9 protein-coding genes are annotated in these 8,484 nt (G+C 40.0%); 7 read left to right on the plus strand and 2 right to left on the minus strand.

What is annotated here, in order from left to right:
- Positions 1-36: 36 nt before the first annotated feature.
- The gene (fkpA, locus tag CXF64_RS08385) at positions 37-783 is read right to left on the minus strand and encodes an FKBP-type peptidyl-prolyl cis-trans isomerase (protein WP_007582243.1); all 747 of its coding nucleotides are present in this window, start codon (positions 781-783) and stop codon (positions 37-39) included.
- Between the two features lie 215 nt (positions 784-998).
- Here fkpA and CXF64_RS08390 point away from each other — a divergent pair, with 215 nt between their 5' ends.
- Together CXF64_RS08390 and CXF64_RS08395 are read left to right on the plus strand one after the other, a co-directional pair.
- The gene (locus CXF64_RS08390) at positions 999-1,997 is read left to right on the plus strand and encodes a WD40 repeat domain-containing protein (protein ID WP_101216799.1); all 999 of its coding nucleotides are present in this window, start codon (positions 999-1,001) and stop codon (positions 1,995-1,997) included.
- The gene (locus CXF64_RS08395; protein ID WP_007378900.1) at positions 1,984-2,199 is read left to right on the plus strand and encodes a SlyX family protein; all 216 of its coding nucleotides are present in this window, start codon (positions 1,984-1,986) and stop codon (positions 2,197-2,199) included. The genes CXF64_RS08390 and CXF64_RS08395 overlap by 14 nt, the downstream gene beginning before the upstream one ends.
- 32 nt (positions 2,200-2,231) lie before the next feature.
- Here CXF64_RS08395 and CXF64_RS08400 read toward each other — a convergent pair whose 3' ends face one another.
- A complete protein-coding gene (locus CXF64_RS08400; protein ID WP_007378899.1) occupies positions 2,232-2,435 on the minus strand; it encodes a YheV family putative zinc ribbon protein in 204 nt (67 codons plus the stop codon).
- A 132-nt stretch (positions 2,436-2,567) separates the two neighbouring features.
- On the opposite strand from CXF64_RS08400, the gene CXF64_RS08405 reads away from it, so the two are divergent.
- From CXF64_RS08405 to CXF64_RS08425, 5 genes are all read left to right on the plus strand, one after another.
- Positions 2,568-4,490, plus strand: a complete 1,923-nt coding sequence (locus tag CXF64_RS08405) for an ATP-binding cassette domain-containing protein (protein ID WP_024589507.1) — start codon at positions 2,568-2,570, stop codon at positions 4,488-4,490.
- Positions 4,474-4,896: a TIGR02444 family protein gene (locus tag CXF64_RS08410; protein ID WP_101216800.1), complete on the plus strand. Its 423-nt coding sequence runs from the start codon at positions 4,474-4,476 to the stop codon at positions 4,894-4,896. The genes CXF64_RS08405 and CXF64_RS08410 overlap by 17 nt, the downstream gene beginning before the upstream one ends.
- An 843-nt stretch (positions 4,897-5,739) precedes the next feature.
- On the plus strand, positions 5,740-6,732 hold the full coding sequence (locus CXF64_RS08415; protein ID WP_007582255.1) for a hydrolase: 993 nt from the start codon (positions 5,740-5,742) through the stop codon (positions 6,730-6,732).
- Positions 6,729-6,983, plus strand: coding sequence for a YheU family protein (locus CXF64_RS08420; RefSeq protein WP_007582257.1), 255 nt, complete (start codon positions 6,729-6,731; stop codon positions 6,981-6,983). The genes CXF64_RS08415 and CXF64_RS08420 overlap by 4 nt, the downstream gene beginning before the upstream one ends.
- 64 nt (positions 6,984-7,047) lie before the next feature.
- Complete coding sequence (locus tag CXF64_RS08425) at positions 7,048-8,244, plus strand: dipeptidase (RefSeq protein WP_024589505.1); 1,197 nt, start codon at positions 7,048-7,050, stop codon at positions 8,242-8,244.
- The last annotated feature ends 240 nt before the right edge of the window (positions 8,245-8,484 follow it).

The raw sequence follows: 8,484 nt of genomic DNA on the forward strand, positions 1-8,484 counted from the left end.
CCTAAGGTCCCTTTTTGCATTTACACAATAAGCTTATTATTGTGCTGGTGCTTCTTCATTTTGAATTTCAAGTAATTCAACTTCAAATACAAGTGTTGAATTAGCTGGAATCTTACCTAAGTCGCGGTCGCCGTAAGCAAGTTCTGAAGGAATAGTGAACTTGTACTTAGAACCCACTGACATAAGTTGTAAACCTTCAGTCCAACCAGCAATTACGCGGTTAAGAGGGAAAGTTGTAGGTTCGTTACGTGCATATGAGCTATCAAACTCAGTACCGTCTAATAAAGTACCTTTGTAGTGTACTTTAACTACATCAGTTGCTACTGGCTTTTCGCCATCGCCTTCGCTAAGTACTTCATACTGTAGGCCAGACTCAGTTACTGTAACGCCTTCTTTTTTAGCGTTGTCAGCTAGGTATTTAACACCCGCTTCTTTGCTTTTTTCAGACTCTACTTTTGCTTTTTCTTCTTGCTTAGTACGTACTGATGTATCTAGTTCAGTTAATACTTCGCGAATTTTTTCTTCGTCAATTTTTGCATTACCAGCAAGTGCATCTTCAAAACCACGGATTAGAAGTGCTTGGTCTAGTTCAATACCAATTTCTGTTTTGTCTGCTAGGTCTTTATTTAAAAAGTTACCTACAGATGCACCAATACCGTATGCTTGTTGCTGTTCTACAGTGTCTAATTTAACTTCAGCTTGTTCTTTTTTTGCTTCTTGATTACAAGCTGTAAGCGCTAAAACTGACGCTGCAATCAATGACAATCTAATCGTCTTTTTCATTTTAAATCTCCGACACACTTTGCAGTTGTCATTTTAATGTATTATTACTAGTTAAAGATTAACGGCCCACATGATAGGCTGCTTGTTTAATGACTAAATTCCACATTGTTAGCTAAACTAAAAACATATCCAGTGATTAGACAAACAACCTAGGCATTTAACGCGTCCTAGTCTAACCTCTCAGTCACTAAGAGTTAAGGGGAAATACCTGTAATATGTCGATATTTCGTACTTTTTTAATCGTATTTAGCTGTTTTTTAGCCATCGCCTGTACCGATAAAAAACAACACGCTGTAGCAAGTTATGAACATGCTGCACAAGGTGCGTTTTCATCAACAGTTTCAAACGATGGTAAATACAGTTTGATCTCCTCTATCAACCATGGGGTCGCCCTGTGGGATAATCAACAGCAGGTACTAAAATACCAATGGTTTCAGCAGCAAGATCAAGACAGTTTGGTATACGCCGTTGCTATTGCTTTTGATAACAGCGTGGCTGTTACCGCCGAAAAAACCACGTTTGCTGTGTGGGATATAGCCACAGGCAAAAATAAAGGTTATTACAAAATACAAAAAGCCAGTATTCGCGATATTGCTATTAGCAATCAAGGCCGTAGTGTTTTATACGGCCGTAGCGACGGCGTTGTCGTATTTGTAAACCTAGAAACCGGACGTCGTATTGAGTTTTTAGGTCATCAAGATAAAGTTAACACCGTTGACCTATCACCTAACGGACGCTACGCCTTAAGTGGTTCTAACGATTATGTTGCTTACTTTTGGGATACACGTACAGGGCAAGTAATTCATCGTTTTAATCACCCAACGCGTGTTACCCAAGTAACGCTCGATCCACAAGGTCGCTATGCGTTTACGGCCGATAGTATGGCACAAGCAAATGTATGGAAGCTGACTACAGGTGATCTTGTGAGTAAACTGAAGTATATTGCGCGTCAGAAAATTTTTACTGCTGTGCGCTTTAACGAACAAGGCACTTTGCTTGCAACCGGCTCGCCAAATAAGCGCGTAGATTTGTGGCAAATACCAAGCGGTGAAAAAATTCAAACTTGGCAGGTTACCCCGCGCGAAGGCAGTAAGCCTAAATCGGCGGTGGTGCTAGATGTGACATTTACAGATAACGGTAAGTCGTTGTTAACCGAAAGCTCCAGCGGTATCGCAGAGCGATTTATTATACGAGAGAATAATGAACACAATTGAACATCGCTTAATGGAACTTGAAGCCAAAGTGGCTTTTCAAGATGAGACGATTGAAGTCTTAAATGATGAAATAAAAGTGCACCAGCAACTTTTAGCAAAAATGAAACGCCAAACTGAGCTGCTAGCAGAAAAAATTAAAGAGTCGCAGTCATCATCGTCTATGATGTCTGAAGCACCTGAGCCGCCTCCACCGCATTACTAAAACCGGTAAAAATTAGGCAATAAAAAACCGGGTTAGTCGCCCGGTTTAAATACACCAATTACTTGTTCAAATTGGCGAGTAGACGCCTGAACAGCGTTATCGGGTTGCGCCATTTTATGACCACACTCAACACACTCTACTTTTTCAACATCATGTTCTCTGTATAGCATCATAGTATCCATGGCTTTGCAGTCAGGGCACGATGCACCAGCAATAAATCGCTTCTTTTGTCTCACAACATTTTTCCTGTGGTTTGAACTGCTGTCATTTTATCGTATAACTTCACTTGTTGATACGCTTGATAAGAGCATTAAGTTCTATGTTATGATAGCGCCAACTTAACAAGGGCACAGCAAAGTAACGCATTCATGATCCAAATCTCAGAAATAGAACTACTTCGTGGCGGTAAAGCCTTATTAAAAAACGCATCAGCTACATTATTTCCAGAGCACAAAGTAGGCCTTGTTGGCGCTAATGGCTGTGGAAAATCAACGTTATTTGGTTTACTAAAATCAGAACTGCAATTAGATGCCGGTAACTGCAGCATTCCAAAAGATTGGTCTATTGCCTCTGTTAAGCAAGAGACACCTGCACTTGAAATAAGCGCGATTGATTATGTACTTCAAGGCCACCCAGAATACTACGCAATGCGTATAGCACTGCGTGAGGCCGAGAAAAACAACGATGGCGACACACAAGCCAAAGTACATATTCAGCTTGAAAACATTAAAGGCTACAGCATTGAATCAACCGCCGGTGAGCTATTACACGGCTTAGGCTTTGCCAATAACCTTATAGAAAACCCTGTAAGCTCGTTTTCGGGTGGTTGGCGTATGCGTTTAAACCTTGCCCAAGCATTAATACGCGATGCCGATTTACTACTTCTTGATGAGCCAACAAATCACCTTGATTTAGATGCCGTTTATTGGCTTGAGCGTTTTTTACGTGCTTATACCGGCACCCTTGTACTTATATCGCATGACCGTGAGTTTTTAGATGCGGTGGTTGACCAAATTTGGCATGTAGATAAGCAACTTATCAATGTGTACAAAGGTAACTACTCGCAGTTTGAGCGCCAAAAAGCAGAGCGCTTACTACAACAACAAGCAATGTTTGATAAGCAGCAAGATCAAATTGCACACTTAGAGCAATTTATAACGCGCTTTAAAGCAAAAGCCAGTAAAGCTAAACAAGCACAAAGCCGTGTAAAAGCACTTGAACGCATGGAAAAACTAGCGCCAGCACATGCCGACTCGCCATTTAACTTTGAGTTTGCAGAGCCAAAAGCATTACCAAACCCACTAATGACAATAGATAAAGCCAAAGCGGGTTATGGTGACGTCACTATTTTAAATAATATAGAGCTAAACCTTGTACCAGGTAGCCGAATTGCTTTACTTGGTCGAAATGGCGCGGGTAAATCAACGTTAATTAAACTGCTTTCTGGTGATTTAGAGCCGCAAGCGGGCGAAGTTATTCAGCATCACGGATTAAATATTGGTTACTTTGCGCAGCATCAGCTGGAATCTCTTGATTTAAAAGCCAGTGCAATAACGCACATACAACGACTAGACCCAAAAGCCACTGAACAATCACTACGTGACTTTTTAGGCGGCTTTGCCTTCATTGGCGATAAAGCACTTGAGCCTGTAGCCCCATTTTCGGGCGGCGAAAAAGCACGTTTAGTGCTTGCCATGTTGGTATATCAAAAACCAAACTTATTATTACTGGATGAGCCAACCAACCACCTTGATTTAGAAATGCGCCATGCACTTGTTATGGCACTACAAGGCTTTGAAGGCGCTATGGTTACCGTTTCGCATGATCGCCATATGCTTAAAAATACTGCCGATGAGTTTTACTTAGTGGATGACGGCAAAGTAACCCAGTTTGGTTATGACTTAGATGCGTATTATCAATGGTTACTTAACGCGAATAAAGAAGCGGTTAAAGCGCAGCAAACCGACGAGCCTAAAGCAAACCCAGGTGTTAACCGTAAGGAACAAAAGCGTTTAGAGGCTGAGTTTAGAAAAGCCACTCAGCCACTTAAAAAGCAAATTGAAAAGCTTGAAAAGCAACTCGATAAATTTACCGCCGAATTAAGTGAAGTTGAAGTGACCTTAGGTGATAACGAACTGTACAACGACGACAACAAAGCCAAGCTTAAAGAGTTATTAGCCAAGCAAGCAACCCTTACGCCTAAACTTAACGACGTTGAAGAAGAGCTACTTATGGCACTTGAAGAAATGGAAGAAAAAGAGCAGGCATTCGCCGATGAACTTGCTCAATAGCGACCATTTTTGGCAGTTTGCGTGCACCTTGTACGCAAAGCCTGATCAACAAACAACCTTGCTGGCACTACAAAACCAGCAAGGAAAAAACGTTAATTTATGCTTATTGCTACTTTATTTAGACTCATTAAATTTAAGTATTAATACCCAACAGCTAAATGAGTTAACGCAAGTAGTTAGTGAGTTTGATACTCACGCATTACAACCTCTGCGCGCTGCTCGTAGCTATTTAAAAGCTAATCAGAATACGATAAGTGATTACGCCACAATACGCGCAGAGTTACTAAGCGCTGAGCTAAAGCTTGAAAAACAACAGCAACATATGTTGATTGAAGCAGTAAATGAGTTTGAATTAATCGAGCATGCAGCACAAAACAATATTAAGCTGTATATGAAAGCCACTTAGGCTGCTACTTTTTATACCCTCCTCCACTGCTCATTCTATTTTCTTTGTGTAAAAAACCTTTAAGTAATTTATTCACAAAGAGGTTAAGAGGCGCTTCGCTTTTAGAGGAAAACAAACTAGATTACTTAGGTAAAAATATAAATATTGAGCGGTTGTTTAGCTCAGCATTTTATTACCCTGCCCTAATTTTCTTCTCTTTTTCTTCTTTTTGCGCAAAGACCTTTAAGTAATTTACTCACAAAGAGGTTAAGAGGCGCTTCGCTTTTAGAGGAAAACAAACTAAATTACTTAGATATAAATATTGAGCAGTTTGTTGCTCTACCCTCATTTACTTCTCATTCTTTTCTCTTTGTGCAAAAAATCTTTAAGTGGTTTACTCAAAAAAGTTTAAAGCGCTACGCTTTTAGGTAAAGTGAAAAACTCTCTTAGCTCTCAGTGGTAATAACTTAGTAGCCCTTAAAGCATGATCTAAATCAACTTAGCTTCACCCCTATATCTGCTTATGTAAATAACTTGATCTCGATCACGTTGCGACCTGCAAACACCGCCTATGATTAACCCATCAACAACGAGGGGAACAACTCATGAACGTATTCTTTAGAGACTTTTTTACAGATCCAGTTTTATTTATGTCTTTTGGGTTTTTAACCATCGTTGTTTCTTTGTGTATATTTTTTGCTTTTTTCTTTTTGAAAAAAATACATGATGCAGAAATCCCCGAACAAAATTAAGCACGACGCACTAAAGCGCCTTATTAGTTTACTAGTTAGGCGCTTTTTATTTTCTGAAGCGAAAAATTTGGTACACTAGCTTTTCGTTTAATACAAAGTGCGTAGTACAAACATGATCTCTCAGTTCAAACCAGCATGGTGGATGACCAATCGTCACGTTCAAACCATAATGCCGCGTTTTTTCCGCCCATTTCACCACACTCGCTACGAACTTGAGCAACTTGATACACCTGATGGTGACTTTATTGAGCTCGCATGGTCACTTCCACATAACGAAACCGCTCCACTTGCCGTTGTTTTACATGGCCTTGAGGGCAATATAAATAGCTTTTATGCCAAAGGCATGATGAAGGCGTTAAAAAAGCAAGGTTATGCAGTTGTGCTTATGCACTTTAGAAATTGCTCAACTGAAGTCAATCGCCTACCTCGCGCTTATCACAGCGGTGACACCGCCGATTTAGCCTTTTTTATAAATCACTTAAAGCTGCAATTTCCTGAGCGCACTATGGTCGCTGTAGGTTTTTCGTTAGGCGGTAACGTACTGGCCAAATACTTAGGTGAACAATCACAAGCATGCCCACTAAGTGCTGCAGCGGTGGTATCTGCTCCTTATGATTTGTCGTCATCAAGCGATGTTATTCGTAAAAGCTTAGGTAAAATTTACCAAAAATATCTGCTCGATCGGATGAAAAAATCAATGCAGCGAAAGCTGCCACAAATTAAGCAGCAAATTTCACTAACACCAAAACAGTTAATGAAAATTGACGATTTATTAGAGTTTGATAATCAGTTAACAGCCCCTCTGCATGGTTTTGAAAACGCACACGATTACTATCGCAAAGCCAGTGCAATGCCGTACTTAAAAGATATCGCTATACCTACACTTATTATTCATGCCAAAGACGACCCAATGCTCTCAATTAAGGCTGTACCAAGTAGGCAAGACGTAAGTGAGCATGTTACGCTGCGCATCTCTGACAAAGGCGGACACGTTGGTTTTATTAGCGGTAAAAATCCGTTTAAGCCTATATTTTGGTTAGAGAAAGCCGTGCCATGCTATTTTGGGCAACATGTTTTAGGCAACGCAAACAAAGAGCAATTATGATTATCCCTTTTGAACAACTCGATAAAGATACACTATACAACCTAATAGAAAGCTATGTACTGCGCGAAGGCACCGATTATGGCGAAGTAGAAGCAAGCATCGAATCTAAAGTTAACCAAGTTAAGCTACAGCTTAAAAATGGCGAAGCAATGGTGTTTTTCTCTGAATTACATGAGTCAGTTACTATTATTTCTAAGGGCGAATTTAAAGCGCTGCAAAGTGAAGAGCATCAAGCAGAGGCGTTTGATTAAGGTGTAGTACTTGTAACTTTTGAATTGAACGTACACAATGGCTTTTTACCCAAAGAGCCAAAACATGATAAAACTCAGCACTCTAGTGGTAGCCATATCACTAGCTTTAACTAGCCAAGCCCAAGCAGAACAAACAATAACAGCATCTGACAAGGCAATTAAACTCGCTAAAGACACCATTTTAATTGATACCCATATCGACGTACCTTATCGAATTCACGAAAGCTGGGTTGATGTAACTAAAGCGACAACTGATGGCGATTTTGACTACCCTCGCGCTGTAAAAGGCGGTTTAAATGCCCCATTTATGTCGATTTATATTCCTGCGCATTTGGAATTTGAAGGTAAAGGAAAAAGCTACCAGCTAGCCAATCAAATGATTGATAGTATGGAAGCCATAGCCCAGCGCGCACCCGATAAGTTTGCTATTGCTAGCTCAAGCACTGATATAGAAGAGCAATTTAAACAAGGTAAGCTTTCTATAGCCATGGGTATGGAAAACGGCTCTCCTATTGAAGGGGATATGAAAAACCTTCAGCACTTTTACGACCGTGGTATTCGCTACATTACGCTAGCGCACTCGCAAAGCAACCATATTTCGGATTCGTCTTACGATATACGCCGTAAATGGAAAGGCTTAAGCCCATTTGGTAAAGAGCTTGTCACTGAAATGAATAATATTGGTATGCTAATCGATGTATCGCATATTTCTGATGATGCGTTTTATCAGGTTATGGATCTATCTAAAACACCCGTAATTGCCTCACATTCATCACTTCGTAAATACACGCCTGGCTTTGAGCGTAATATGAATGACGATATGCTATTGGCACTTAAAGAAAATGGCGGCGTTATTCAAATTAACTTTGGCTCAAGCTTTGTTACCGCTAAAGCAGGCAGTTGGGGCAAGCAGTTAAAAAACACAAAAGAGTCCGTTAAAAAAGACGGCACTAAATTAAGCAAAGATTTTGATGCTGCATACCGTGCTAAAAACCCATACCCATTTGCAAGCCTTGAGCAAGTACTTGATCATATTGATCACGTAGTTGAGCTAATTGGTATTGATTATGTAGGTATTGGCTCTGATTATGACGGAGTTGGTGACTCGTTACCTATCGGTTTAAAAGATGTATCTAGCTACCCTAATCTTGTTCAAGGTTTAATGGACAGAGATTACAGCGACAAAGATATTAAAAAGATTCTTAGCGGTAATTTATTAAGAGTTTTAAAACAAGCTGAAGAGTATGCGAAAAAGCATTAAAGCTTTTATCATATATTAGTAATTGGCTAAAAGCCCAAGAGCTAACTCAATATAAGCACGGCCTAGCCGTGCTTTTTTTATATCTAAGAGCTCAGTTATTTTCAGCAACCTTTTTCCTCGGGTTTCGTAAAACTCAACCCAAGCTACGGCAATAAAGCTATACCTAGGAGCAAATCACTTTTCTTCAGGCATTAAAAAAGGCCACCTGAGTGACCTTTTTCTAACAATTAACTTTAAAGT

Origin of the sequence: Pseudoalteromonas sp. GutCa3 (assembly GCF_002836155.1) — a bacterium.
In the GTDB taxonomy this organism is placed as follows: domain Bacteria; phylum Pseudomonadota; class Gammaproteobacteria; order Enterobacterales; family Alteromonadaceae; genus Pseudoalteromonas; species Pseudoalteromonas arctica.